Raw genomic sequence first — 24732 nt, forward strand, 5'->3', positions numbered from 1 at the left:
AGGCGACACTGGCGCGCAATACCTTGAAATTACGCGGGCTTCACACCGTGCAGGCAGACCCAGCCGTCACGTGCACGCCACACGGTGAGTGGAATGACCGAGGCATACGCGGCGGCCACTTCTTCGGCCTGGCGCTCGAGCACGCCCGAGAGAATCAGTCGGCCGCCCGGGCGCACGCGCGCGCACAACATGGCTGCCATCAGCTTGAGCGGGTTCGACAGGATGTTGGCGACGACCAGATCGAACGTACCTTCCGGTGCGTCGTCGGGCAGAGCGAAGGTGGCTTCGACGTGGTTGCGCTCGGCGTTGTAGCGCGAGGCTTCCACCGCGTTCGGATCGATGTCGACACCGACGGTTTCACCGGCGCCCAGCTTCTTGGCGACGATGGCCAGGATGCCCGAGCCGCAGCCGTAGTCGAGCGTGCGTTCGCCAGGCTGCACGTGCTGCTCCAGCCATTCCATGCACAGGCGCGTGGTCGGGTGGCTGCCTGTGCCGAACGCGAGGCCCGGGTCCAGTTCCAGCACCACGGCATCGGGCTCTGGCGCGTCGTGCCAAGACGGCACGACCCAGATGTGCTCGCCAATATGAATGGGCTCGAACTGCGACTGCGTGACGCGAACCCAGTCCTGCTCTTCGACTTCGCGTACGGTGTACGCGGGCAGCGGCGTCAGGTTGATCTCGTTGGCAGCGGCTGCCACCAGCAGTGCCGGATCGGCGTCGTCGGCGAGCAGTGCAACCACGCGCGAGCGGTTCCACGCCAGGCGTGTCGGCTCGTGGCCGGGCTCGCCAAAGAGCGGCTGCTCTTCGGGCGTGTCGGCATCGGCGTCTTCCACCGAGACCGACAGTGCGCCGAGATCAAACAGGGCTTCGGACAACGCTTCGGCGTCGTCACGCGCCACTTCGAGCACGCATTCGCGGTACGTCACTTGCCGCCACCCTTGGCCACTTCCTGTTGCGCCAGACGGTGCTCCAGGTAGTGGATGTCGGTGCCGCCTTCAACGAAGTTGGCATCGAGCATCAGTTCGCGGTGCAGCGGCACGTTGGTCTGGATACCTTCCACCACCATTTCCGACAGGGCGATACGCATGCGGGCGATGGCCTGCTCGCGCGTGGCGCCGTACGTGATGACCTTGCCGATCATCGAGTCGTAGTTGGGGGGCACGAAGTAGCCGTTGTAAGCATGCGAGTCCACGCGGACGCCCGGACCACCCGGCACGTGCCACGACGTGATGCGACCCGGCGACGGCGTGAACTTGAACGGATCTTCCGCGTTGATGCGGCACTCGATGGCGTGGCCCTTGAGCACGATGTCCTTCTGGCGGAAGCGCAGCTTTTCGCCGGCCGCCACACGGATCTGCTCCTGCACGATGTCGACGCCCGTGATCATTTCCGTGACCGGATGTTCGACCTGCACGCGCGTGTTCATTTCGATGAAGTAGAACTCGCCATTTTCGTACAGGAATTCGAACGTGCCGGCGCCACGGTAGCCGATCTTCTTGCAGGCCTCGGCGCAGCGGTCACCAATGCGCTCGATCAGGCGGCGCGGAATGTGCGGTGCCGGCGCTTCTTCGATCACCTTCTGGTGGCGGCGCTGCATGGAGCAATCACGCTCGCCCAGCCAGACGGCGTTGCGGTGCTGGTCGGCCAGGATCTGGATCTCCACGTGGCGCGGATGCTCCAGGAACTTCTCCATATAGACTTCCGGATTGCCGAAGGCACGGCCAGCTTCCTCGCGCGTCATGTTGACGGCGTTGATCAGCGCAGCCTCGGTGTGAACCACGCGCATGCCGCGGCCACCGCCGCCGCCAGCCGCCTTGATGATCACCGGATAGCCGACCTTCTTGGCCGTTGCCAGAATTTCCTTCGGGTCTTCCGACAGGGCACCTTCCGAGCCCGGCACGCACGGCACGCCGGATTTGATCATTGCCTGCTTGGCCGACACCTTGTCACCCATCAAGCGGATCGATTCGGGCGTCGGGCCGATGAAGGTGAAGCCGGATTGCTCCACGCGCTCGGCAAAGTCGGCGTTTTCCGACAGGAAGCCGTAGCCAGGGTGGATGGCCTGGGCATCGGTGACTTCGGCGGCCGAGATGATGGCCGGCATGTTCAGGTACGACAGCGGCGACGGTGCCGGGCCGATACACACCGCTTCGTCGGCCAGCTTGACGTATTTGGCTTCCTTGTCCGCCTCGGAATAGACCACCACGGTCTTGATGCCGAGTTCGCGGCAGGCGCGCTGGATGCGAAGAGCGATCTCGCCGCGATTCGCGATCAGGATCTTGTCGAACATCGTGTTCTCGCTACAAAAAGGAGAGGCGAGGGCGCTGTGGCTGGGCCGCGCACAGTGGCAGCCCGGGTGCGCCGGCTCGCGCTCGGATGCGGCACGCTGCGCGCCGCACGATGAGAGTCGGTGAGATGCCGGAAGATCAGCCGATCACGAACAGCGGTTGGCCGTATTCCACAGCCTGGCCGTTGTCGATCAGGATCTCCTTGATGACGCCGGCCTTGTCCGCTTCGATTTCGTTGAGCAGTTTCATCGCTTCGATGATGCAGATCGTCTGGCCTTCCTTGACGGTGTCGCCCACCTTGACGAACTCGGCCGCGCCCGGCGAGGGCGAGCGATAGAACGTACCGACCATTGGCGACGTCACGATGTGGCCAGCCGGCAGGGCCGGGGCAGCAGCTTCGGCGCCGACGGCAGCCGGAGCGGCGGCGGGTGCGCCGACGGCCGGTGCAGCCTGCATGGGCATCGGCGCATATTGCATCGGCGCCATCACTTGTGGCGCCGACTTGACGATGCGGACCTTGCCTTCGCCTTCGGTCACTTCGAGTTCCGAAATGCCCGATTCGGCTACCAGGTCGATCAGCGTTTTCAGCTTGCGCAAATCCATGAACGTTCTCCTGCAGCGTCGGCGGTCTGGGGCAGTGGATGCGCGCGAATGGCTCTTCAGCCGCGCATCGGTCAAAGGCGCTCCAGGCGCTGGCGTCGTTGCGTTGGTTAAGTAGTTGAAATAAAAGGAAGAAGACGGCTGATCAGCCGCCGTGTTGGTCAATTGCGAAGTCCAGCGCCGCCAGATAGCCGCGCCAGCCCAGTCCGCAAATCACGCCCACCGCCTGGTCTGCCAGATACGAATGATGGCGGAACGGCTCACGACGATGCACGTTGGACAGATGTACTTCGATATACGGGATCACCACGCCGGCCAGCGCGTCGCGCAGGGCCACGCTCGTGTGCGTGTAGGCGGCCGGATTGATGATGATGAATTCAATGCCTTCGCGCTTGGCGGCATGGATGCGGTCAACCAGCGCACCTTCATGGTTCGACTGGAAGTGCGCCAGCGTCACGCCGCGCGCCGTGGCACGTTCGACCAAGGCGGCGTCGATGTCGGCAAGGGTGGTTGCACCATAGACTTCCGGCTCGCGCGTCCCCAGTAAATTGAGGTTCGGGCCGTGCAGTACGAGCACGTTGCGAAGCGCTTTGGCGATGGGTTTATCAGCCACGGTTTTGACCGGTTGAGCGAAGTTGGGCGCAATTTACAGCAACTTAGAATGCTTTGTCTAGTTTTTGTCAAAAAAGTCTTGAGAAATCGGTGTTTTCACCGATCTTGAGGGCGCTGCCTACGCTTTGGCCGCAGAAGAAGGGGAGTTGCGTGCACATGAACGTCATATGACGTTTTTGTACATTCAAGTGCGCTGCAAAGCCTCGCGCAGTTCGTCCGGATGCACGCGGCCCATCTTTCGGAACGTGATTTCGCCTTGTGCATTGAGAATCACAGTGAACGGAAGGCCGCCGACTTCGTTACCGAACTGACGGCCCAGTTCTGTCCCGCCAAAGCCCGCCACCGCGATCGGGTATGTGACGTGTACCTTGCTCAAGAACGTCTGGATATTGGATGCCGAGTCAATGCCGATGCCGACAAACTTTGCCTTGGCCTTCTGCTCCTGCGCCAGCGCGGACAGCTCTGGCATTTCGTCCACGCAAGGACCGCACCACGGTGCCCAGAAATTGATCACCACCGGCTGGCCACGAAAAGCTGCCAGATCCAGGGGCGCGCCATTGGCGTCTGGAAGCTTGCTGCCGTAGAACGCGGTGACGGCATTGTCAGCCGGCGTTTTGGGCTCGGTGGCGCGATGTCCGAAATAGACGCCCGCCGCCGCGGCAAGCAGGCCAGCGATCAACAGGGCAATCAGAGTGGTACGGCGGGACATGGTTTTGCGGAGGTCTCTATATATAGACAGAGGCGGAGCGTGCGGGATTGTACTCCTGTCGGCCGGTCACCCCTGCGACAGTAGGGCACGCACCGCCGCCGCGTCGCCACGTTGGGTCTTGCCGGTGGCGTCTGCGCGCCGCGCGCCGCGCACATCGTTCATGTCGTATAAGGCGATGTGGACGCCGACAGGCGTGCCTGTTTCAGCGCGCAGCTCGCGCGCAAGCTCCCGGGATTCGGCCCCCGCGGGCCACTGGCCGCGCCATAGGAAGCTGAGCGTTTCCACTTCGTCGCGGCCGGCGAAGTGAGCGCTCTCTGTTGTGTCGAAATCCACGCCGGCGTTGAGCAGGAAGATCGCCACATCCTTCGGGCTGTCGCAGAAGACCTGCAGGTGGATGTCGGAGTGCTCGCTGGCGGTGCCGTTGAAGACCGCGCCCGCCAAGTACGGGTGATGGACTGCCAGCCCTTCCATCAGCAGCAGTGCGATGCGGCGCAGCAACGCCAGCACGCGCGGCTGGGATTCGGCCTGGAACAGCGCCTGGTATTCGCGGACTTCCGTTTCGACCTGTTCATTGTCCGGCAGCCATTCGCCGGGCGCGCGGGATTCCGTACCGAGCACTTGGCGCGCAGCCTTGCGCTTGGCGGTGGCGTAGTCGGCGCCGTCTTCCGCGATCATGCGAGCGGCGGTGATGGCAATTTCCTCCCGCACGCGGGCGGGGTCGAGGGTGGGGCGTTTGGACATGGCTCTATTTTACTGAAGCGCGCGGGCCGGCCTGAAGCCGCAGGTACAATGCGGCGCAACGAAGTTGAGATGGCTCCCATGCATATCCACATCCTTGGAATCTGCGGCACCTTCATGGGCGGCATTGCCTTGATTGCCCGCCAGGCCGGTCACCGCGTCACCGGCTGCGACGCCAACGTTTACCCGCCGATGAGCACCCAGCTCGAAGCGCAAGGTATCGAGCTGATTGAGGGCTTCGACCCCGAACAGCTCTCCATCGGCGCCGATCTGTACGTCATCGGCAACGTGATCTCCCGTGGCAATCCGCTGATGGAAGCCATCCTGGATCGCAATCTGCCCTACATTTCCGGCCCGCAATGGCTGGGTGACAACGTCCTGCGTCAGAAATGGGTGCTTGCCGTGGCAGGCACGCATGGCAAAACGACCACCACGTCGATGCTCGCCTGGATTCTGCAGGACGCAGGCTATAACCCTGGCTTCCTGGTGGGCGGTGTGCCGTGCAACTTCGGGCTGTCGGCGCGGCTCACGGAATCCGACTTCTTCGTCATCGAGGCCGACGAGTACGACACGGCCTTCTTCGACAAGCGCAGCAAGTTCGTCCATTACCGCCCCCGTACTGCCATATTGAATAACCTGGAGTTCGATCACGCCGACATCTTTCCCGATCTTGCGGCAATCGAAACCCAATTTCACCACCTGGTGCGCACCGTGCCCGGTCAAGGCCGCCTGCTCGTCAATAGTCGCGAAGATAGTCTGAAGCGTGTACTTGAGCGCGGATGTTGGTCGGAAGTCGAGCAATTCGGCGCAGAAGGCGACCTTGGTTGGGAAATCGCGAACCTGGGTGAAGACGATAGCTTCGACGTGGTTTTCAATGGCCAACCGCAGGGTCGGGTCCGCTGGGCGCTTCAGGGCGATCACAACCGCATGAACGGGCTGGCGGCGATTGCCGCCGCTCGTCACGTCGGCGTGTCGCCTGCTCAAGCCATTGAAAGCCTGGCTCGTTTCGAAAATGTGAAACGCCGTATGGAAGTACGCGGCACCGTCAATGACGTGACCGTCTACGACGACTTTGCCCATCATCCGACCGCCATTCGCACGACGATCGAGGGACTGCGCCGTCGCGTAGGGAGGGGGCGCATTCTCGCGGTACTGGAGCCGCGTTCAAACACCATGAAGTTGGGTGTGATGAAACAGGCGCTTCCGGACAGCTTGTCTGGAGCCGATCAAGTCTTCGCTTACGGGGCAGCCGATGGCCGCGATGCAATCGGTTGGGATCTGGCTGGCGCGTTGGCGCCGCTGGGGGAGCGCGCGAAGGCATTCTCTGATCTAGGCGCTCTAGTCGCAGACGTCACTGCTACAGCGCGCCCAGGCGACCATGTCCTTGTCATGAGCAACGGCGGATTCGGCGGCGTACATCAGAAGCTGCTGAACGCCTTGGCTGAACGCGTCGGTACCGCCAGCTGATCTGTATATGCCGGCATCCATCATCTACCTGCACGGATTCCGTTCGTCGCCCCGCTCGTTCAAAGCGCAGTTGTTGGCCAAGCGGATGGCTTCCGTGGGGCTGGCAGATCAATACGTTTGCCCGACATTGCCTGTATCCCCCAGCGCAGCGATGGCCGAAATGGAGGCGCTGATCGCTGAGTTGGGTGCGCGTGACGGCATCAAACCTGTGCTTATCGGCTCCTCTTTGGGGGGCTTTTACGCCACTTGGCTGGCTGAGCGGCATGGGCTTCGCGCGGCAATGCTCAATCCCGCTACCCGCCCAGAGCGGGATCTCGCCAAATACGTCGGCGAACAGCCGCTGTGGCATGGCGGTGGCACGATCCGCGTCGAGCCGCATCACCTGGACGAGCTGCAAGCGCTCGCCGTGTCCGCCATCACGCAACCCGAGCGCTATTACCTGCTCGCCGCGACCGGCGATGAGGTGCTCGACTACCGTGAAATGCTTGGCCACTTTCCTGGCGCGACCACCCGCATCATCGAGGGCGGCGACCATGGCATCAGCGATTTCGCCCAGTACATGGACGAAGTGCTCGTCTTCTGCGGCGTTCCCGCCGACCTGTTGGCCGCGCATCCGTTTAGCGCCGCATGACCGATTCCCCGTCTTACCCGCGCAGCCTCTGGCGCAGCGCGTTGCCCCCGGCTGTGGTCTATGACCGGCACTGGGCGCGCTGGGCAGTCGGCGCCGACTCGCTGACTGCGCGGCTTCGTGCGGCATCGTCGCGCTTCCGCGTTCAATTACTCGGCCAGCGGCGGGCGATGCCATTGCGAGACGAGTGGCGTTGTCTCGGCATGGCCGGCCCTGCCGATACGCTGGTCCGCGAGGTTTTGCTGATCTGCGACGATATCCCGGTGGTCTATGCCCACACCATCGTGCATCCGCGCAGCGTGGCGCTTGACTGGCCGTTCCTGAAAGCGCTGGGGACGCAGCCGCTGGGGCACTCGCTGTTTGCCGATCCGCGTGTCGAGCGCGGAGACTTCGAATTCGCCTTGCTGGACGCGCGCCACCCGCTGGTGCGCCGTGCGCACGGGGCACTGGGCGATGCGCCTGTTGCCGGCACCGCCCGGTTGCCGGCCCGCAGATCGGTGTTCCGGCGTGGCGCGAGCGCGATGCTGGTGACGGAGGTTTTCCTGCCCGCGCTGGCTGGCTTCCAGCCGCCGCGTTAAGCGTATTTGGCGGGCCAGGCGTTGAGCCAGTGCGGTATCATCGCCCCCAACTTTTTATCGCCGCGTATTACGTTGTGACGTCAGGGTGCGCGGCCATTCCATCTCATTCAAAGCGATGCTCGGTCGTGCGAGTGCCGCAATCCATACAAATCCATGCAGTTGCTGTTTGAAGAAGGCGGCGAGATCCGCGCGGGCACCGTCTTGTCCCAACAGGGCGAGGCCTATCAGGTCGAGTTGCCGAGCGCCAAGCGCACCAAGGTCAAATCGCGCGACGTGTTGCTGCAATTCGCGCAGCCGTCCGCAGGGGAGCTGTCGCAGGCCGCCCAGGCTCTGTCAGCAGAGATCGACCTGGATTTCCTCTGGGAATGCGCTTCGGCCGATGAATTCGGTTTTACCGATCTGGCCGGGGAATACTTTGGCGCTGGCGCCAATGCCACGCAGCAGGCCGCGCTGGCCATCGCGCTGCATGGCTCGCCGATCTACTTCCGCCGCAAGGGCCGCGGCCGCTACCAGCGCGCACCCGAAGATCAACTGAAAGCCGCGCTCGCGGGCCTGGAGCGCAAGAAGCAGCAAGCCGCACTGCAGGCCGAATACGAAACCGAGTTGAAGGCGATGCGCCTGCCCGAGGCCTTCCGCGGGAAGACGCTGCAACTGCTGTTCAAACCGGACAAGAACAGTCTCGAATACAAGGCGCTCGACGCGGCGTGCACGGCGCTGGGCCTGTCGCCGATGCGCCTGATGGTGGCGGTGGGCGGCATCGCCAACGCCCGCGCGCTGCACGAGGCGCGCTTTTTGTCGGAATGCTTTCCGAAGGGCACCGGCTTTCCCGATGTGACCGTGCCGGAACCGGCGATGGAGTTGCCGGCCGCCGACGTGCGCGCCTTCTCGATCGACGACGTGACCACCACGGAAATCGACGACGCCATCTCCGTAACCCCGATTGATGACGCCACCGTGCGCATCGGCATCCATATTGCCGCGCCGGGCTTTGGCATCCAGCGCGGCGAACCGTTGGACGTGATTGCACGCCAGCGCTTGTCGACCGTGTATTTCCCCGGCGACAAGATCACGATGCTGCCGGAGTCGGTGGTGGATCGCTACACGCTGCAGGAAGGGCGCGCGTGCCCGGCGCTGTCCCTGTATGCGACGGTCGACCGCGCCACCTGGACGGTCACCGCCAGCGAAACGCGCTGCGAATCCGTGACCGTGGCCGCCAACCTGCGCCACAACCTGCTCGACGACGTGATCACCGCCGACGCGCTGGCCGATGGCTCGGGCGACTACCCGTTCAAGGCCGAACTGGCGGTGTTGTGGCCGTTTGTGTGCGCCTTGTACGACGGTCGCCAGCAGGCACGCATCGCCAGCGGCCTGAAGCCCGAGGGCGCGCAGAAGGGCGATTATTCGTTCTACATCGATGCGATTCCGGAAGCGGAAGGCGGCGGCGAGCGCGTGCGGATCGAACAGCGCAAGCGCGGCTCGCCGCTGGACAAGATCGTTGCCGAGCTGATGATCCTGGCCAACAGCACGTGGGGCCGCATGCTGGCCGACGCCGGGGTGCCGGGCATCTATCGCACGCAGAAGGCGTGGGGCATGCACCGCACGCGCATGCAGACGTATCCGGCGCCGCATGAAGGCCTGGGCGTGGCGCAGTACGCGTGGAGCACCTCGCCTCTGCGCCGCTATGTCGATCTGGTCAACCAATGGCAGATTGCCGCGGTGGCGCAGCACGGCGTGACAGCCAAGCTGATCGCGCCGTTCAAGCCCAAAGATGCCGACCTGCTGGCTGCCGTGGCCGACTTCGAGGCCACCTACGCTGCCTATGCCGACCATCAGTCGACCATGGAGCGCTACTGGTGCCTGCGCTGGCTCAAGCAGGAAAATCGCACGCGCATGCAGGCCGTGGTGCTCAAGGAAGGCGCCGTGCGCTTCGCCGATATTCCGCTGGTGACGAAGGTGCCGGAACTGGCGCAAACGCCACGCGGCACGCATGTCGTGCTCGATATCCTGGACACCGACGAGATCAGCCTGGAAGTATCGTGCCGCGTGGTCGAAATCCTTACACCCGCGACGGACGCGCAAGCTGAAGCCGAAGCCATCGAAGAGGAACTGGCCGAGGCAGAGAACGAAGCGGATGTGCCGGCTGAACCACAACCGGCGGCCGATGAGGAAGAGGCTCGCGCAGAAGCCGACGCTGCTGTGGCGCCGCCGCCGCAAGACGGCGAGAGCGGTGGAACGCCTGGCCCTGCCTAACTACAATCGCAACCTGACCTTCATTCTTCGCGCATCGACCAGGAATCGCCCCATGGCCGCCCTTGCAAACCGTCCGGACTGGTCCGGCAGCAGCACGCTCACCAAGGCACTGGTGGTGTCGCTGGCCGTGCATGTTCTGCTGCTGTTCGTGCGTGTGGTGGCCCCCGAGGCGTTCGATATCAAGCGCGAAGATCCGGGCCTGGATGTGGTGCTGGTGAACGCCAAGTCGTCGACGGCGCCGTCCAAGGCGACGGCTGTAGCCCAGGTCAACCTGAACGGCGGTGGTGAATACGACCAACAGCGCGCCACCACGCCGCTGCCCGCCGACACCAACGAGCAGACCGGCGATGCCATCAAGCTCACGCAGCGCCGCGTTGAATATCTTGAGCAAGAGCAGCGTCGCCTGCTCACGCAATCGACTGACCGCGCACCGCTGGTCAACGATCGTCAGGTCAAGCCCGGCGAGCGTCCGCAGCCATCGCCCACCAATGGTACCGACGACCGCACCACGCAAGACGAAATCGCCCGTCTGCAGGCCGAGATTGACCGCAACCTCGAAAACTACGCCAAGCGCCCGCGCCGCAATGTGCTGACGGCCGCCAGCGCGCGTCAGGTCGATTACGCCCGCTACTACGATGCCGTGCGCCGCAAGATCGAAGCGCGCGGCACCGCCAACTTTCCCAGCCAGAACGGCCGCCCGCTGTACGGCGAGTTGATCGTGGTGATCAGCATCAACCGCGAAGGCCAGCTTGGCTACAACCAGGACGGCTACAAGATCGAAGGCATCGAGATCGCCAAAAGCTCGGGCAACCCCGTGCTGGATCGGCAGGCCGTCGCAATCGTGCGTTCGTCTTCACCGTTTGGCGGCTTCCCGGCCGAGATGCGCAAGCGCGTCGACATCCAAGATGTCGTTGCCACCTTCAAGTTCACCCGAGCAGGCCTGGAAACCCACCTGCAGACCCGCTGATTTCGTCGTCCATGTCGTCGTTTCAAGAGGCCATCCTCGCAGCTGCGAGCGCGCCGCCCACAGATCGCTATGGCGTGATCGGCAACCCGATCTCGCACAGCAAGTCGCCCACCATCCACGCTGCGTTTGCGCAGCAGACCGGGCAGCTCATCCGCTACGACCGCATCTATGCGGAGCTGATCGCGTTTGACGAAACCGTGATGGCCTTCGTGCGCGAAGGCGGGCGTGGGCTCAACGTCACGGTGCCGTTCAAGCTCGATGCGTATGCCATGTCGACGTCGCTGTCGCTGCGGGCGGAATCTGCCGGCGCGGTCAACACGCTCAAGTTCGACGGCGAAGAGATCTTTGGCGACAACACCGACGGCGTCGGCCTGATGCGCGACATCACCCACAACATCGGCAACTCGTTCGAAGGCGAACGCGTGCTGCTCCTGGGCGCGGGCGGTGCGGCGCGTGGCGTGCTGCTGCCGCTGCTGGAACACAAGCCCGCGCGCGTGTTTATTGCCAACCGCACGGCCGACCGCGCCAACAAGCTGGTCGAGCGCTTCGAGGTCTCGGCCAAGCTGCACGAGGTCGAACTCGTGGGCGGCGGTTATGACGAGCTTGCTGCGGACGACGTTTTCGACGTCGTCATCAACGCTACGGCGAGCAGCCTCCAGGCCGAAGTGCCGCCGATCCCGACCACGGTGTTTGGCCCCAACGCACTGGCCTACGACATGATGTACGGACCGCGGCCGACGGTATTCATGGAGTTCGCCCGGCGCAACGGCGCCCGCGCATGGGACGGCTTGGGCATGCTGGTGGAGCAGGCGGCGGAATCGTTCTTCGTCTGGCGCAACGTGCGTCCGGACACCGCTCCGGTGCTGCTCGCCATGCGCGAGGGGTTGCAGGGCGAAGCCGCGGTCGCGGCTCGCGCGCCTCGCTGAACCTGGAGCGGAGTCCCGCGATGATGCGTTGGTTCGGCTACGTGATCGGCTGCTTCGTCGCGGGCGTGGTCGCGCTCAACCTGTACTTCTTTGCCGCCATCGCGAGTTGGCAGGTGTTTGATCCGTCGTCTACCAGCTTCATGCGCGCCGAGCGCATGCGCCTGTGCGGCGCCAACGTCTTTACCTGCAAGGTCGACCACCGCTGGGTCAATTACGACCAGATATCACGCAACCTCAAGCGTGCGGTCATCGCCAGTGAAGACGCAGATTTTGTCTCGCACAGCGGCTGGGAAGTCGACGCCATGCTCGACGCGTGGGAGAAAAACAAGCGGCGCGGCCACGTGGTCGCGGGCGGTTCGACCATCACGCAGCAACTGGCCAAGAACCTCTTCCTCTCGGGCGAGCGCCACTATCTGCGCAAGGGTGAAGAACTCGTCATCACGTGGATGCTTGAGTTCTGGCTCGACAAGGAACGCATTCTCGAGATCTATCTGAATTCGGTGGAATGGGGCGAAGGCGTATTCGGCGCCGAAGCGGCAGCGCAGCACTACTTCAAGCGCCCGGCCTCGCAGCTCACCGTAGGTCAGGCGGCCCGCTTGGCTGCAGCGTTGCCCGCGCCGAAGTGCTTCGACAAGAAGAGCTACTGCGCCAACGTGCACGTCAACTTCACACGCAAGGCCACCGTAATCGCCAACCGCATGGGCTCGGCCACGCTGCCGGATTGACCTGACGTAGGGCTACTTCAGCCAGCCCTTGCGGCGGAAGTACACCAGCGGAATCGCCGCCGACACCACCATCATCACGATCGCGTATGGGTAGCCTTCTGCCCAGTCCAGCTCCGGCATCACCTTGAAGTTCATGCCGTAGATCGAGGCGATCAGTGTGGGCGGCATCAGCGCCACCGACACCACCGAGAACAGCTTGATGATCTTGTTCTGGTTGATGTTGATGAAGCCGACCGTGGCGTCCATCAGGAAGTTGACCTTGTCCGACAGGAATGCCGTGTGGTTCTCGATGGAATCGATGTCGCGCAACACCTGGCGCGCTTCGTCCTGCTGGTCAGCCGAGAGCAACTGGCTGCGCAGCAGGAACGACACCGCGCGGCGCGTATCCATCACGTTGCGGCGGATCCGGCCGTTCAAGTCTTCCACGCGGGCGATGATCTCCAGCACATCGGCGGCGGCGGCGTCGGTCACCTCATCGGCCAGCACGCGTTTGCTGGCATCTTCCAGGCGTTCATAGACTTCTTCGATGGAGTCGGCCGAGTATTCTGCGTCGGTGGCGTACAGATCCATCAGCACATCTTTGGCGTTGCGCACCGAGCCCGGGCGAAGCCGCGCACGCATGCGCACCAGCCGGAATGCGGGCAAATCCTCGTCGTGGATGGAGAAGAGCACATCCTTGGTCAAGACGAAGGCCACGCGCACGTTACGGGAGGTGGCTTCTTCGTCGAGCAGGAAATCGGTGCGGATGTGGATGTGGCCGTCCTCGCCTTCAAAGTAGCGGGCTGAGGCTTCCAGGTCTCCCAATTGCTCCAGTTCGGGCAGGACCACGCCGTAGGCTTCCTTGATCCACGCCAGCTCTTCGTCGTCGGGGTCGATCACGTCGATCCAGATCGGCTTATGCTGCAGGAGTTCGCTGCGTTCTTCGACCTGTTCCTGCGCGAGACGGCCTTTTTGCACGACGAACAGGTTGATCATGGGTGTTTCCTTGAAGCAGGCGTTGAACGGGCGGCGAAAAAATCGCGCCGAGTGTAGCGTAAAGAGGCGGCAGGTTCAGCCACAAGCGGTGGCTTGGCGCACACGCGTGGGGCAGGCGCCACGCCCGGAAGATGCCGCCACCGGGCCGCCCGACGGGTAAAATGCAGACAAGTCACGCGGCCGGCCGGCCGCTCTCACATTCCCGACACCATGCGATTTACCGAACAACTGGCTGCCGCTTGGCAGCGCAACAACTCCCTGCTGTGCGTCGGGCTCGATCCTGACCCGTCGCGCCTGCCGGCGTCGCTGACGGGCACGGGCGGAGCGATCTTCTCGTTCTGCCGCGCCATTGTGGACGCGACCGCCGATCTGGTCTGCGCCTTCAAGCCGCAGATCGCCTACTTCGCCTCGCAGCGCGCCGAAGACCAGCTCGAGCAGCTCATCAACTACATCCACGAGGCATATCCGGGCATCCCCGTCATTCTTGATGCCAAGCGAGGCGATATCGGCTCGACTGCCGAGCACTACGCCAAGGAAGCCTTCGAGCGCTATCAGGCCGACGCCGTCACCGTCAGCCCGTACATGGGTTTCGACTCGATGCAGCCGTACCTCGCGCATGCCGACAAGGGCGTGATCGTGCTGTGTCGCACCTCGAACGCCGGCGGCAGCGATGTGCAGTTTCTGGAAACCGACGGCCGCCCTGTCTATCAGGTCGTGGCGGAACGTGCGCGCGACGTGTGGAATACCAGCGGCCAGATGGGCCTGGTGGTGGGCGCGACCTTCCCCGAAGAGATTGCCAAGGTGCGAGAAATTGTCGGCGACATGCCGCTGCTGATTCCGGGCGTGGGCGCCCAGGGCGGTGATATCGAAGCCACGGTGCGCGCAGGCCGTACGGCCGACGGCACCGGCATGATGATCAACTCGTCGCGGGCCATTCTCTACGCCAGCACCGACAGCGATTTCGCCGATGCCGCGCGCCGCGTGGCGCTAGCCACTCGGGACCAGATCAACCAGTTCCGCAACTGATCCGCCTTGTCGGTCCGGTTGCGGTGAGAGCGAGGACACCATGACCACGCATCCGCACCGCCCCGTTGCCGGTACGCACCGAGAAGAGACTGGCAAGGACCCGGACCGCAAGCTCGAGAAAGAGCGCGACGACACCCATCAGCACGAGACGACGCGCCGCGATCATGATCGTGACCGTCGCCACGAGCACGACCACGAGCACCAGCCGGAACACGATCACGGAGATCGTCGCCGGCCGGATCATCCCAGCGAGATTTAGATCACGACTCAGCCGAGTCGAGGAAGTCGAGCAGGCCACGCAGTGCGTGCTCGGCTGCCTGCAGGCGGACCTGCTTGCGATCGCCCTTGAAGTGGCGCGTTTCGACGCGCGTCTGCAGGCGGTTGCTCCAGCCGAAACACACCATGCCGACGGGCTTGTCGGGCGTGCCGCCGGTTGGGCCCGCCACACCGGTAATCGAGACGGCCACCTGCGCGCGGCTGTTGAGCACTGCACCCTCGGCCATGGCATGCGCCACGGGCTCGCTCACGGCGCCATGTTCGCGGATCAGCGCCGCCGGAACGCCCAACATCTGCGATTTCGCTTCGTTGGAATAGACGACGAAGCCGCGCTCAAACCACGCGGACGAGCCTGATACATCGGTGATGGCTGCAGACACCAGCCCACCTGTGCACGACTCGGCGGACGCCATCATCAGGCTGCGCTTGTTCAGCGTGTCAGCCACAAGTTCGGCCAGTTGGGCCAGGGCGCGGGATTCAGCCATTGCAATGCCTTCGAAGCTTCTGACGTCAGACGTTAAAACGAGCGCCACAGCGCAAACACGAGCAGCGTGTAGAACGCCGCGAGAATGTCATCGACCATCACGCCATAGCCGCCGCGCACGCCAAAACCCTTGAGCGTGCGGTCGTAATAGCGGATGGGCGCGGGCTTGACCATGTCGAAGAAGCGGAACCACAGGAACGCGGCGAACTGCCCGCCCAGCGTGGTGGGCGTGACGAACGCTAGCACGAGCCAGAACGCGACCATCTCGTCCCAGACCATGGCGCCATGATCGGCCACGCCCAGATCGCGTGCGGTGCGGGCGCATGCCCAGATGCCGATCACGAAGCCAACCGCCGCGATCAGCAGCCAAGTCGGCCCCGAAATCCACCGTGCAAACACCACGTAGATCAGCCACGCGTACAGCGTACCGACCGTGCCCGGCAGGATGGGCGACAAGCCCGAGCCGAAGCCGAGCGCCAGGATGCGTGCCGGATGGCCGAACATGAAGCGCGCCGTCGGGCGCCGCACCTGCGCGGTCTGGCCCGCCTCGAGGACGACGGTTTCAGGCTGGCCCGGCGGATTGGAGGGCGGGAAGGGAGCGGAAGACATCATGAGGCGGAAGAGAAATGATCGAAACTGCCGTGCGTGAAGAGGACTGGCATGCCGTGGGCATCGACGAGCCGCAAGCCGGTTTCGGCGTCGATGCGGCCGATGCGTGTGACAGCCACACCCGCACGCTGCCCCGCCGCGACCACGGCATCGCGCGCATCGGCAGGAGCAGTGAAGCAAAGTTCGTAGTCGTCGCCGCCGGCCAGCGTGCATTGCAGCTGGAGTGCCAGGGGCTGCGCCGCGAGCGTCGCCGAGCGCGGTACATCGTCGACCGTGATCGTCGCCCCGACGCGGGATTGTGTGAGGATGTGGCCTAGATCGCCCAACAAGCCGTCTGATATGTCGAGCGCTGCCCGGGCGACACCGCGCAATGCCAGGCCGAGTGCGACGCGCGGCGTGGGCATGTCCATGCGCGGCTGCACGTGTCCGAGTGCGTCGGGCGTAAGCGCCCATTCGTTGCGCAGGGCGCCGAGGGCCAGCCGCGCGTCGCCTACGGTGCCCGAGATCCAGAGGTCATCGCCGGGCCGGGCAGCGTCACGGCGTAGTGCCGCAGCGGTGGGGACGTCGCCGAAGACCGTCAGGCTCAGCGTGAGCGGCCCGCGCGTGGTGTCGCCGCCGATGAGTTCACAGTGAAAGGCATCCGCCAGGGCGAACAGGCCTTCGGAAAACGGTTTAAGCCACGCAGGGTTGGCTTCAGGCAGCGCCACGGCCAACGTAAAAGCGCGCGGCTCCGCACCCATGGCAGCCAGATCCGACAGGTTGACAGCCAACGCTTTATGTCCAAGTGCGCGCGGCTCCGCATGCGGAAAAAAGTGACGGCCGGCGACCAGCATATCTGTGGAAATCGCCAACTCGTGTCCGGGGCGCGGCGCGAGGAGGGCGCAGTCGTCGCCCACGCCCAATATTGCTTTTGGCGTCGGCCGGGTGAAATAGCGCCTGATCAGGTCAAATTCGGATAAATTTGCCGCTGGATCTGCGAAGTTGTTGGGATTTTCGGGCTTGGGCACGGCGGCGGCGATGGAAAGATATGGGGCAAGCCCGATGGTGCCGTGACAGGGCGGTGGAATATTGTAGCGAATACGCATGTCACCCCCACCCAAAATCCCGTTGTGAGATCGCTTTTCACTATATAAAATGACGGGCCCAAGGAGGCGGACCGTATTCCCGTGGCGCTCGTGAGGGTATCCCGGTGGCCCGCTAGATGCGACGGCCGGCGCGCGCGCTGGCCACCCGATACGAGAGACCCATGACCACGGTGGATACCCAGCCTCAGCAGCCCGCCCGCACGGATGAAGAACTCAAGGCGCAGCAGCGCGCCGCCTTGCGCAAGGCCGCGCTGGAGTACCACGAGTTTCCGACCCCGGGCAAGATTTCCGTCACGCCGACCAAGCCGCTGTCGAACCAGCGCGACCTCGCCTTGGCATATTCGCCGGGTGTTGCCGCAGCCTGTGAAGAGATTGTCGAAGACGTCGCCAACTCGTTCCGCTACACCGCCCGCGGCAACCTCGTCGGCGTGGTGACCAACGGCACGGCCGTGCTCGGCCTGGGCGATATCGGCCCGGAAGCCTCGAAGCCGGTCATGGAAGGCAAGGCCGGCCTGTTCAAGAAGTTCGCCGGTATCGATGTGTTTGACATCGAGATCAACGAAAAAGACCCTCAAAAGCTGGTCGATATCATCGCCTCGCTGGAGCCGACCTTCGGCGGCATCAACCTGGAAGACATCAAGGCGCCGGAGTGCTTCTTCGTCGAACGCGAACTGCGCAAGCGCATGAAGATCCCCGTCTTCCACGATGACCAGCACGGCACCGCCATCGTGGTGGGCGCTGGCATTACAAACGCGCTGAAGGTCGTCGGCAAGGACATCAAGAAGGTCAAGCTGGTGGCCTCGGGCGCGGGCGCTGCGGCGCTGGCCTGCCTTGACCTGCTGGTTGATCTGGGCCTGACGCGCGAAAACATCTGGGTGACCGACCTGGCGGGCGTCGTCTACGAAGGCCGCACCGAACTGATGGACCCGGACAAGGCGCACTTCGCACAGAAGACCGATCTGCGTACGCTGGCTGAAGTCATCGACGGCGCCGACATTTTCCTGGGCCTGTCCGCCGCTGGCGTGCTCAAGCAGGACATGGTCAAGCGCATGGCCGACAAGCCGATCATCTTCGCGCTGGCCAACCCGAATCCGGAAATCCTGCCCGAACTGGCCAAGGAAGTGCGCCCCGACGTCATCATGGGCACCGGCCGCACGGATTACCCGAACCAGGTCAACAACGTCCTGTGCTTCCCGTTCATCTTCCGCGGCGCGCTCGATGTGGGCGCGACCACCATCACGCGTGAGATGGAAGTTGCCGCCGTGCACGCCGTGGCTGAACTGGCCCGCCAGGAGCAAAGCGACATCGTTGCTTCCGCGTACGGCATCCAGGACTTGTCGTTCGGCCCCGAATACCTGATTCCGAAGCCCTTCGACCCGCGCCTGATCGTCAAGATCGCGCCGGCCGTGGCGCAGGCCGCCATGCTCTCGGGCGTGGCGCAGCGTCCGATCGAAGACATGGATGCCTACCGCCAGCATCTGCAGCAGTTCGTCTACCACTCGGGCACGCTGATGAAGCCGATCTTCTCGGCCGCCCGCAAGGTGCCGATGGAGAACAAGCGCATCGTCTTTGCCGAGGGCGAAGAAGAGCGCGTGCTGCGCGCGGTGCAGATCGTCGTGGACGAAAAGCTCGCCAGCCCGATCCTGATCGGCCGCCCGAGCGTGATCGCCCACCGCATCGAGCGTTTCGGCCTGCGTCTGCGCGAAGGCGTGGACTTCGCCGTGGTCAACCCCGAGCATGACGAGCGCTTCCGCGATTACTGGGAGACGTATTACAAGCTGATGGCGCGCAAGGGCGTGACGCCGCAGTACGCCAAGCTGGAGATGCGTCGCCGCAATACGCTGATCGGCGCCGTCATGGTCCACAAGGGCGAAGCGGACGGCATGATCTGCGGCACGATCAGCAACACGGCCGCCCACTTGCGCTACATCGACCAGATCCTGGGTGGCACGAACTGCGTGTACGCGGCCATGAACGGCCTGGTTCTGCCGGGCCGCCAGGTGTTCCTGGCGGATACGCATGTCAACGTCGACCCGACTGCCGAGGAACTCGCCGAGATCACCATCATGGCTGCTGAGGAGCTCTGCCGCTTCGGCATCAAGCCCAAGGTCGCGCTGATGTCGCACTCGAACTTCGGCTCCTCGGAAGCGCCTTCGGCCGTCAAGATGCGCGAAACGCTGGCAATCCTGCGCGAACGTGCCCCGAACCTGGAAGTGGACGGTGAGATGCACGGTGATGCCGCGCTCGACGAGAAGCTGCGTGACTCGCTGGTGCCGGATTCGCCGCTCAAAGGCGAAGCGAACCTGTTGGTCATGCCGAACATCGACGCCGCCAACATCGCTTACAACCTGCTGAAGACGGCCGCCGGCAACAACATCGCCATCGGTCCGATCCTGCTGGGCGCGAAAAAGCCGGTGCATATCCTCACGCCATCGGCTACGGTGCGGCGTATCCTCAACATGACGGCTCTGACCGTCGTGGATGCCGCTGCGCAAGCGCAACGCTGATCGCGACTGCACCAAAAAGGGAGCGCACGATGCTGCGCTCCCTTTTTTTATTCACTAAGTTTGCGTGTACTTACATTTACGCAAACTAAATAGCTATATCAAAAAACCCTTCAGACTTCCACCGTCGGTTGATTGTTGTCATTGATGAGCGTACCCTTACGGGCTGAAGGGGTGCTTCTGAGCACATGAGGTCCGAACCGGGCCGGACGGGTTTCAAAAAATGCGGTTTTCCGTACACACGTCTGACTGGCTCGCCTTATTCGGTGCGCGCAATGGGTGGTTTTTGCAGGCGGAAGGATTCCCCAAGTCTTCGGCAGTCGCCCGACTTGTCATTCCCTGCCAGGCCTCTCACGCATTGAGCCGCTTCGCTTTCAGCTGCAAACCGGCTGTCCGGATCGTTATTGGACGGCCACCTGCGCTTGTGACCTGCGCCGGGCTCCGGTCGGCGCGATTCTCCCGTTAGGGCCTGCTGATGACAAAGCGACTTGGAGCGTGGATCGGCCGCTCCGTATCTCAGGCGATGGCGCGTGGCGCGCTGATGGCAACGCTCGCGTTGTCGGTGGCCGGCCTGCCGGCCAATGCGGTTGCTCGGGACACCACCGGCATGGCTGCCGCCGTGGGAACCATTCGCCCGGTAGACCTGCCCAACGAGGCGCAGCGCACGCTGGCACTGATTGAGCAGGGCGGCCCGTTTCCGTATGCAAAAGATGGCACCACGTTCGGCAATTATGAACGGCGTTTGCCTGCACAGCGGCGTGGCTATTACCACGAGTACACCGTGAAGACGCGAGGGGCACGCAACCGTGGCGCCCGACGCATTATTTGCGGTGGCGATCAGCAAGCGGCCAACGACTGCTACTACACGGAAGATCACTACAACAGTTTTCAACGGATACAGCGATGACGACCAACATGTTTGGGCTGGACGACTCGCTCACCGCACGCGATGAGCGCGTGGCCCGCGAGGCGTGGCACAAGGCGCAAAATCTGTACGACGGTGTGGTCGGAATGCAAGCTCTGGGCGCACGCGTCGGGGGAGCGGCCAAGTTGCCTCAAAGCGCACCGCAGAACATCATGACGCAGGACAATATTCAGACGGACGACGACGGAGGCCGCGAAGACGCCATGAACCTGTTCAAGACGGTGCGTCCGAATATCGTGCAGTCGATCCGCGCGTTTCGCGTGGCGGATCTGGCCGAGTCGGCGGCCAGCCTTGGCCAGCATTTCCTGTACGCCAACTGCGCGGCCGCGACCACCAAGAGCGAAGTGCTCGACGTGATCGCACGCGAGTTCCTGTTCCCGAAGCATTTCGGCAAGAACTTCGACGCCTTGGCTGACTGCCTGACCGACATGATCTACAAGGCCGGCCCGCAGCCGGGTTTTGTCATCGTGCTCGAGGGGCTGCCGTGCCAGCCCAAGTTCGACAAGGAAGCGCGCGAAGTGCTGCTGGACGTGTTCCGCGACGCGGCAGAGTTCTGGGGCGAGCGCAAGGTTCAGTTCCGCGTGTTCTATTCGTTCGCGTGAACTGACTTTCCCGCTGATTGATCGGCGTTGGAATGAAAAAGCCCGCAAATGCGGGCTTTTTTGTTGCCGTGCGAAGGCCGACCGACGTGTCAGCCTACCCGCTTGTTGCGGCGAATGCGGTCGAACCACACCGCCAGCAGCAGAATGCCGCCGCGAATCAGGTACTGATAGAACGTCGGCACGTTCATCAGGCTCATCGCGTTCTGCACCGACCCCATGATCAGAACGCCGACCAGCACACCGGACACGGTTGCCACCCCGCCTGTGAGCGAAACACCGCCCAGCACGCAGGCTGAGATCACGCCCAGTTCGAGCCCGACCGACGTTTTCGGATCGCCCAGGCTCATGCGCGAGGCGAGCATCACGCCCGCAAAACCGGTCACCAGGCCTTGCAGGACGAACACGGCGATCTTGATGCGCGTCACGGGCAGGCCGGCAAGCAGCGCGGCTTCTTCATTGCCGCCGACGGCGAGCACGTTCTTGCCGAACACCGTCTTCTTGAGCAGGAAACCGAACAGCGCGAAGCCGACGATATTGCTCCAGATCGGGTACGAGATGCCAAGGAATGACCCGCCGCCCAGGTCGAAGAAGCTCTCTTCGGAAATCATCACCGCGTCGCCGTTGGAGGTGATGAAGGCGAGGCCGCGCACGACTTCCATCATGGCCAGCGTGACGATCAGCGAGTTGATCTGGTAGCGCGCCACCAGCACGCCGTTGACGAGCCCGACCAAGCCGCCCGCCAGCACGCCGGCCCCGACGCCAAGCACCACGCTATGGGTTGCGGTGATGAGCGTGGAGGCCACCACGCCGGCGAACGCCACGATGGAGGCGACGGAAAGGTCGACCTCGCCGAGTGCGAGGACGAACATCATCGTGACCGAGATAGAGCCGATCAAGGTGACGGAGAGCAGCAGGCCCTGGATATTGCGGCTGCTGATGAAGCCCGGCACCGTGAACGCCAGCGCGGTGAACAGCAGAAGGAACACCACGACGATGCCCGATCGGTTGACCAGCTCCCACGTGAGGGCTGCGCGGCTGGGGATGCCCGGGGCTGCCAATGGCGGGCCGCCCGGCACGGATTCGGTGGATGGCGTTTGCATAGGATCGGTTTCCATGAGGGCGTGATTCGCGCGCTAGCGTGGCAGCGCGAGTTTGATGAGGGTGTCGGGCGAGGCGTGCTCTCTGGGCAGATCGCCGACGATGCGGCCCTGTTTCATGACGAGCACTCGGTCGGCAACGCCGATGACTTCCGCCAGATCACTCGACACGACGATGACGGTGCGGCCCGCCTCGGCAAGGCCGTAGAGCAGGCTGTAGATTTCGCTGCGGGCGCCGACGTCGATGCCGCGCGTGGGCTCGTCCATCAGGAAGACGTCGATGTCTTCGGCCAGCCAGCGCGAGAGGATCACCTTCTGCTGATTGCCGCCCGACAGCTTGCCGATGGGTGTTTCACCGTTGCGTGTCTTGATGGCGAGCTTGTCGATGAACGACTTGGTGGTCCGCGCTTCCTGCCGGTTGTTCAGCACGCTGAAGCGGCTGAAGTGGCGCCGGCAACTGATGTTCAGGTTATCCGACACCGAGGCGATCGCGACGATGCCTTCCTGCTTGCGGTCTTCCGGGCAGAGCGCGACACCCGCGCGCACCGCATCGCGCGGCGTGTTGAACTGGACGCGCTTGCCTTTGAGGTGAACCTCGCCCGCTGTGGGTTTGACCGCGCCGTAGAGAAGCTTCATCAGTTCCGAGCGCCCCGCGCCGACCAGCCCGAAGAAGCCGACGATTTCCCCAGCATGCGCGCGAAACGATGCGGGTTCGGTCAAGCCGGGTCCCATCAGGCCGCGCACGTCGACCTTCACCTCACCGAGCGGGCGTGGCTTGTAGCCATACACGTCCTGGATCGAGCGGCCGACCATGCAGCGGATCAACCGTTCGCGGTCGAGGCTCGCGCCGGCGTTGAACGTGTCGATATGCCGGCCGTCACGGAACACCGTCACGCGATCGCACAGTTCGTACACCTCTTCCATGCGATGTGTGACATAGATGACCGCGCGGCCCTCGGCCTTGAGCGCGCGAATGATGCGGAACAACTGCGTCGTCTCGCGCGAGGAGAGCGAACTCGTCGGTTCGTCGAACGCGATCACGCGCGCGTCGCGCATCAGCGCCTTGCCGATCTCGATCATCTGGCGCTGGCCGATCGACAGATGCTTGACGGGTTGGGCCGGATCGAGCTTCTCGCCCAGCCGTTCGAGTTCGCGCAGCGCACGCGCGATCAACGTCTTCTCGTCGAGCACGCCAAAGCGATTGGGTAGCGCGCCGAGCATCAGGTTTTCTGCCACCGTCAGTTCGGGTACGAGGTGCAGTTCCTGATAGATGATCGCGACGCCCGCCGCGATGGCTGCGCGGGTGTTCGTGAACTGCTGCGGCACGCCGTCGAGCGACAGCGTGCCGTCCTCCGGCTGGTTGACGCCTGACAGCACCTTGAGCAGCGTCGACTTGCCCGCGCCGTTTTCGCCCATCAGGCCGTGCACTTCGCCGCGGCGGATGTCGAGCGAGACGTGGTCGAGTGCCAGTACGCCGGGAAAGCGCACGGTGATGCCGTCGAGCTTCAGATAGGCGCCTGCGGAAGCGTCGGGCGGGCCACTCTCATCAAGTGATTGAACTGTCATCGGTTGCTCTCTGCGGATGCACGTGGGGCGCGGGACTGGCCCGCGCCGCGCGTTGCATCAAATGCCCAGTTCCTTGCGGACCTCTTGCCAATTGCTGCGCACCATCAGCTTGCCGGTGGTTTGCGTATCGGCTGGCGGCTGCTTGCCGGTCTTGATCCAATCGACAAGGTTTGCAGCGCTGTCCTTGCCGTGATTGGTCGAGCTGACGGCAATCGTGCCGAAGAAGCCCGTCGGCTCCTTCTTCTGGAACTCGGCAAACGCCTCGCCGGCACCGTTGATGCCGACCCCGATCACATCGGCTGCCGGAATGTGCAACTGCTCGGTTGCGCGCACGCCGCCCAGCACGCTCTCTTCATTGAGCGCGAAGATGACCCACTTCTTGATGCCCGCATGCTGTGCCAGCACCGGCGACGCGGCATTGAAGCCACCGGCGTCGTCGGTTGTCTTCTGTGGCGCGTCGAAGATGTTTTCCTTCTTGAAGCCGCCGGCCAGCAGCGTCTGCGTGGCGCCGTCGGTGCGCACCTTGGCGGTCGGCAGCTCGTAGTTGGTGATGCGCAGCGCGCCCACTTCCTCGGGCTTCCAGCCACGGCGCTTCATCTCGTCGGAGATGGCCTGGCCGACCTGGTTGCCGATCTTGAATGCCGACATGCCCAGGTGCGGTACGTTGGCCAGCGGTTTGCCGGACGAGTCGACGAGTTGATCGTCAACCGTGACGAACTTCATGTTGTAGTGCTTGGCGCGTGCCGAGATAGCCGGCCCCAGGCGCACGTCCGGCGCGCAGATGACGAAGCCCTTGGCACCTTGTGCGCCCAGGTTGTCGATGGCGGACAGCACCTTCTCGCCATCGGGCGTGCCGATGTTCACCACCGAAAAGCCGTCCTTCTGGCCAAGCGCGGTGGCAGCTTTCTGTTCGTTGATGAACCACGCCTGCTCGGGCATCTTGACCAGGAAGCCGATCTTGAGCGGATCGTCGGCGTGGGCGGGCAGGGCGGCGGCCAGCGGCCCCAGGCACAGGGTGGCTGCCAGGGCGGATAGGGTCAGGCGGCGAAGTTTGCGTTGCATGGTTGTCTCCTCGTTGGAATGGCTCTTATGGCA

At 63.7% G+C, this 24732-nt stretch carries 25 protein-coding genes; 11 read left to right on the forward strand and 14 right to left on the reverse strand.

Going from position 1 to position 24732, the window contains the following annotated elements; all coding sequences use genetic code 11:
• Positions 1-29 precede the first annotated feature (29 nt).
• The 6 genes from prmA to DOD19_RS01225 form a co-directional block, all read right to left on the reverse strand.
• Positions 30-926 carry a 50S ribosomal protein L11 methyltransferase gene (gene prmA, locus DOD19_RS01200; protein WP_024979131.1) on the reverse strand — a complete coding sequence of 299 codons (897 nt, stop codon included), beginning with the start codon at positions 924-926 and terminating at the stop codon, positions 30-32.
• Positions 923-2290, reverse strand: a complete 1368-nt coding sequence (gene accC, locus DOD19_RS01205) for an acetyl-CoA carboxylase biotin carboxylase subunit (protein WP_024979130.1) — start codon at positions 2288-2290, stop codon at positions 923-925. The genes prmA and accC overlap by 4 nt, the downstream gene beginning before the upstream one ends.
• 136 nt (positions 2291-2426) lie before the next feature.
• On the reverse strand, positions 2427-2891 hold the full coding sequence (accB, locus tag DOD19_RS01210; RefSeq protein ID WP_024979129.1) for an acetyl-CoA carboxylase biotin carboxyl carrier protein: 465 nt from the start codon (positions 2889-2891) through the stop codon (positions 2427-2429).
• 142 nt (positions 2892-3033) lie between these two features.
• Positions 3034-3501 (reverse strand): type II 3-dehydroquinate dehydratase, encoded by a 468-nt coding sequence (aroQ, locus tag DOD19_RS01215; protein ID WP_112183634.1) that lies wholly within the window; start codon positions 3499-3501, stop codon positions 3034-3036.
• A 183-nt stretch (positions 3502-3684) separates the two neighbouring features.
• Positions 3685-4209, reverse strand: coding sequence for a TlpA disulfide reductase family protein (locus tag DOD19_RS01220; protein ID WP_112183636.1), 525 nt, complete (start codon positions 4207-4209; stop codon positions 3685-3687).
• A 66-nt stretch (positions 4210-4275) separates the two neighbouring features.
• Positions 4276-4950 carry a hypothetical protein gene (locus tag DOD19_RS01225; RefSeq protein ID WP_024979126.1) on the reverse strand — a complete coding sequence of 225 codons (675 nt, stop codon included), beginning with the start codon at positions 4948-4950 and terminating at the stop codon, positions 4276-4278.
• Between the two features lie 78 nt (positions 4951-5028).
• On the opposite strand from DOD19_RS01225, the gene mpl reads away from it, so the two are divergent.
• The 7 genes from mpl to mtgA all read left to right on the forward strand — a co-directional run bounded on the left by mpl (position 5029) and on the right by mtgA (position 12488).
• Complete coding sequence (mpl, locus tag DOD19_RS01230; protein WP_112183705.1) at positions 5029-6414, forward strand: UDP-N-acetylmuramate:L-alanyl-gamma-D-glutamyl-meso-diaminopimelate ligase; 1386 nt, start codon at positions 5029-5031, stop codon at positions 6412-6414.
• A 7-nt stretch (positions 6415-6421) separates the two neighbouring features.
• Positions 6422-7045 carry a YqiA/YcfP family alpha/beta fold hydrolase gene (locus DOD19_RS01235; protein WP_112183638.1) on the forward strand — a complete coding sequence of 208 codons (624 nt, stop codon included), beginning with the start codon at positions 6422-6424 and terminating at the stop codon, positions 7043-7045.
• Positions 7042-7620, forward strand: a complete 579-nt coding sequence (locus DOD19_RS01240; protein ID WP_112183640.1) for a chorismate lyase — start codon at positions 7042-7044, stop codon at positions 7618-7620. The genes DOD19_RS01235 and DOD19_RS01240 overlap by 4 nt, the downstream gene beginning before the upstream one ends.
• 153 nt (positions 7621-7773) lie before the next feature.
• Positions 7774-9870, forward strand: coding sequence for an RNB domain-containing ribonuclease (locus tag DOD19_RS01245; RefSeq protein WP_112183642.1), 2097 nt, complete (start codon positions 7774-7776; stop codon positions 9868-9870).
• Positions 9871-9922: 52 nt separating this feature from the next.
• On the forward strand, positions 9923-10837 hold the full coding sequence (locus DOD19_RS01250; protein ID WP_024979121.1) for an energy transducer TonB: 915 nt from the start codon (positions 9923-9925) through the stop codon (positions 10835-10837).
• Positions 10838-10848: 11 nt separating this feature from the next.
• A complete protein-coding gene (gene aroE, locus DOD19_RS01255) occupies positions 10849-11763 on the forward strand; it encodes a shikimate dehydrogenase (RefSeq protein ID WP_024979120.1) in 915 nt (304 codons plus the stop codon).
• Positions 11764-11783: 20 nt separating this feature from the next.
• Positions 11784-12488, forward strand: a complete 705-nt coding sequence (mtgA, locus tag DOD19_RS01260) for a monofunctional biosynthetic peptidoglycan transglycosylase (RefSeq protein WP_012436427.1) — start codon at positions 11784-11786, stop codon at positions 12486-12488.
• A gap of 12 nt (positions 12489-12500) precedes the next feature.
• On the opposite strand, the gene corA is transcribed toward mtgA, so the two are convergent.
• Entirely contained in the window at positions 12501-13463 is a 963-nt protein-coding gene (corA, locus tag DOD19_RS01265; protein WP_024979119.1) for a magnesium/cobalt transporter CorA, read from the reverse strand.
• A 210-nt stretch (positions 13464-13673) separates the two neighbouring features.
• Between corA and pyrF the strand changes: the two genes are divergently transcribed.
• The gene (gene pyrF, locus DOD19_RS01270; RefSeq protein WP_024979118.1) at positions 13674-14489 is read left to right on the forward strand and encodes an orotidine-5'-phosphate decarboxylase; all 816 of its coding nucleotides are present in this window, start codon (positions 13674-13676) and stop codon (positions 14487-14489) included.
• Here the strand turns inward: pyrF and DOD19_RS27660 are convergent.
• Genes DOD19_RS27660 through thiL form a run of 4 tightly spaced genes read right to left on the reverse strand, consistent with a single transcriptional unit; the run spans position 14470 to position 16943 of the window.
• A complete protein-coding gene (locus tag DOD19_RS27660; RefSeq protein ID WP_204360015.1) occupies positions 14470-14709 on the reverse strand; it encodes a hypothetical protein in 240 nt (79 codons plus the stop codon). The genes pyrF and DOD19_RS27660 overlap by 20 nt on opposite strands.
• Positions 14710-14749: 40 nt before the next feature.
• Positions 14750-15250, reverse strand: a complete 501-nt coding sequence (locus tag DOD19_RS01280) for a CinA family protein (RefSeq protein ID WP_024979116.1) — start codon at positions 15248-15250, stop codon at positions 14750-14752.
• Between the two features lie 32 nt (positions 15251-15282).
• Complete coding sequence (locus DOD19_RS01285) at positions 15283-15861, reverse strand: phosphatidylglycerophosphatase A (protein ID WP_024979115.1); 579 nt, start codon at positions 15859-15861, stop codon at positions 15283-15285.
• Positions 15858-16943 (reverse strand): thiamine-phosphate kinase, encoded by a 1086-nt coding sequence (gene thiL, locus DOD19_RS01290; protein ID WP_112183644.1) that lies wholly within the window; start codon positions 16941-16943, stop codon positions 15858-15860. Before thiL ends, DOD19_RS01285 begins: the two co-directional genes overlap by 4 nt.
• Before the next feature lie 161 nt (positions 16944-17104).
• Here thiL and DOD19_RS01295 point away from each other — a divergent pair, with 161 nt between their 5' ends.
• The 3 genes from DOD19_RS01295 to DOD19_RS01305 all read left to right on the forward strand — a co-directional run bounded on the left by DOD19_RS01295 (position 17105) and on the right by DOD19_RS01305 (position 20974).
• A complete protein-coding gene (locus DOD19_RS01295; protein ID WP_112183646.1) occupies positions 17105-19450 on the forward strand; it encodes an NADP-dependent malic enzyme in 2346 nt (781 codons plus the stop codon).
• 472 nt (positions 19451-19922) lie between these two features.
• Positions 19923-20354 (forward strand): ribonuclease domain-containing protein, encoded by a 432-nt coding sequence (locus DOD19_RS01300; protein ID WP_024979112.1) that lies wholly within the window; start codon positions 19923-19925, stop codon positions 20352-20354.
• The gene (locus DOD19_RS01305; RefSeq protein WP_024979111.1) at positions 20351-20974 is read left to right on the forward strand and encodes a barstar family protein; all 624 of its coding nucleotides are present in this window, start codon (positions 20351-20353) and stop codon (positions 20972-20974) included. The genes DOD19_RS01300 and DOD19_RS01305 overlap by 4 nt, the downstream gene beginning before the upstream one ends.
• Before the next feature lie 89 nt (positions 20975-21063).
• On the opposite strand, the gene araH is transcribed toward DOD19_RS01305, so the two are convergent.
• Genes araH through DOD19_RS01320 form a run of 3 tightly spaced genes read right to left on the reverse strand, consistent with a single transcriptional unit; the run spans position 21064 to position 24699 of the window.
• Positions 21064-22074 (reverse strand): L-arabinose ABC transporter permease AraH, encoded by a 1011-nt coding sequence (araH, locus tag DOD19_RS01310; protein WP_112183648.1) that lies wholly within the window; start codon positions 22072-22074, stop codon positions 21064-21066.
• A gap of 33 nt (positions 22075-22107) precedes the next feature.
• Positions 22108-23637, reverse strand: a complete 1530-nt coding sequence (gene araG / locus DOD19_RS01315) for an L-arabinose ABC transporter ATP-binding protein AraG (RefSeq protein WP_112183650.1) — start codon at positions 23635-23637, stop codon at positions 22108-22110.
• Positions 23638-23694: 57 nt separating this feature from the next.
• Complete coding sequence (locus DOD19_RS01320; RefSeq protein ID WP_112183652.1) at positions 23695-24699, reverse strand: arabinose ABC transporter substrate-binding protein; 1005 nt, start codon at positions 24697-24699, stop codon at positions 23695-23697.
• Positions 24700-24732: the final 33 nt, after the last annotated feature.

This window comes from Ralstonia sp. GX3-BWBA, assembly GCF_003290055.1.
GTDB lineage: Bacteria > Pseudomonadota > Gammaproteobacteria > Burkholderiales > Burkholderiaceae > Ralstonia > Ralstonia holmesii.

Coding starts and splice junctions, on each gene's coding strand:
- accC (WP_024979130.1), bottom strand. CDS start 2,290: ATGTTCGACAAGATCCTGATCGCGAATCGCGGCGAGATCGCTCTTCGC.
- accB (WP_024979129.1), bottom strand. CDS start 2,891: ATGGATTTGCGCAAGCTGAAAACGCTGATCGACCTGGTAGCCGAATCG.
- DOD19_RS01220 (WP_112183636.1), bottom strand. CDS start 4,209: ATGTCCCGCCGTACCACTCTGATTGCCCTGTTGATCGCTGGCCTGCTT.
- DOD19_RS01225 (WP_024979126.1), bottom strand. CDS start 4,950: ATGTCCAAACGCCCCACCCTCGACCCCGCCCGCGTGCGGGAGGAAATT.
- mpl (WP_112183705.1), top strand. CDS start 5,029: ATGCATATCCACATCCTTGGAATCTGCGGCACCTTCATGGGCGGCATT.
- DOD19_RS01235 (WP_112183638.1), top strand. CDS start 6,422: ATGCCGGCATCCATCATCTACCTGCACGGATTCCGTTCGTCGCCCCGC.
- DOD19_RS01240 (WP_112183640.1), top strand. CDS start 7,042: ATGACCGATTCCCCGTCTTACCCGCGCAGCCTCTGGCGCAGCGCGTTG.
- DOD19_RS01245 (WP_112183642.1), top strand. CDS start 7,774: ATGCAGTTGCTGTTTGAAGAAGGCGGCGAGATCCGCGCGGGCACCGTC.
- DOD19_RS01250 (WP_024979121.1), top strand. CDS start 9,923: ATGGCCGCCCTTGCAAACCGTCCGGACTGGTCCGGCAGCAGCACGCTC.
- aroE (WP_024979120.1), top strand. CDS start 10,849: ATGTCGTCGTTTCAAGAGGCCATCCTCGCAGCTGCGAGCGCGCCGCCC.
- mtgA (WP_012436427.1), top strand. CDS start 11,784: ATGATGCGTTGGTTCGGCTACGTGATCGGCTGCTTCGTCGCGGGCGTG.
- corA (WP_024979119.1), bottom strand. CDS start 13,463: ATGATCAACCTGTTCGTCGTGCAAAAAGGCCGTCTCGCGCAGGAACAG.
- pyrF (WP_024979118.1), top strand. CDS start 13,674: ATGCGATTTACCGAACAACTGGCTGCCGCTTGGCAGCGCAACAACTCC.
- DOD19_RS01280 (WP_024979116.1), bottom strand. CDS start 15,250: ATGGCTGAATCCCGCGCCCTGGCCCAACTGGCCGAACTTGTGGCTGAC.
- DOD19_RS01285 (WP_024979115.1), bottom strand. CDS start 15,861: ATGATGTCTTCCGCTCCCTTCCCGCCCTCCAATCCGCCGGGCCAGCCT.
- thiL (WP_112183644.1), bottom strand. CDS start 16,943: ATGCGTATTCGCTACAATATTCCACCGCCCTGTCACGGCACCATCGGG.
- DOD19_RS01295 (WP_112183646.1), top strand. CDS start 17,105: ATGACCACGGTGGATACCCAGCCTCAGCAGCCCGCCCGCACGGATGAA.
- DOD19_RS01300 (WP_024979112.1), top strand. CDS start 19,923: ATGACAAAGCGACTTGGAGCGTGGATCGGCCGCTCCGTATCTCAGGCG.
- DOD19_RS01305 (WP_024979111.1), top strand. CDS start 20,351: ATGACGACCAACATGTTTGGGCTGGACGACTCGCTCACCGCACGCGAT.
- araH (WP_112183648.1), bottom strand. CDS start 22,074: ATGCAAACGCCATCCACCGAATCCGTGCCGGGCGGCCCGCCATTGGCA.
- araG (WP_112183650.1), bottom strand. CDS start 23,637: ATGACAGTTCAATCACTTGATGAGAGTGGCCCGCCCGACGCTTCCGCA.
- DOD19_RS01320 (WP_112183652.1), bottom strand. CDS start 24,699: ATGCAACGCAAACTTCGCCGCCTGACCCTATCCGCCCTGGCAGCCACC.